Raw genomic sequence first — 286 nt, 5'->3', positions numbered from 1 at the left:
GGCTCAGGTCCTGATTAAGCAACTTTACGGTGATGGGGCCAAAGTCAGTGAGTTAACGGAGGAACAGAAACAAACTATCAGTACCCTTTCCACTTTGGCGGCCGGGCTGGCAGGCGGTATTGTCGGTGACTCCACCGCCAGTGCCCTCACTGGGGCGCAAGCAGGGAAGAATGCAGTGGAGAATAATGCGCTGGCCTCGCGAAATCTGGGTGATTGCCGCACGATGTCACCGGAAGCGTGCGGCAAGGCTAAGGAGCTGAGTCAGCGCATTCTGGATAAAGGCTTG

Annotated in this window: 1 protein-coding gene; it reads left to right on the top strand. The window is 56.3% G+C overall.

Features of this window, described 5'->3' with window-relative positions:
- Positions 1-286, top strand: a 286-nt coding sequence (locus SLS51_RS23605) for a VENN motif pre-toxin domain-containing protein (RefSeq protein WP_323840893.1), incomplete at both ends; no start/stop codon positions are given.

The sequence above is a fragment of the Photorhabdus africana genome (genome assembly GCF_035181445.1).
Lineage (GTDB): Bacteria > Pseudomonadota > Gammaproteobacteria > Enterobacterales > Enterobacteriaceae > Photorhabdus > Photorhabdus laumondii.
The sequence above is the reverse complement of the archived record's forward strand: the minus strand, read 5'-3'. Positions and strand labels throughout refer to the sequence as shown.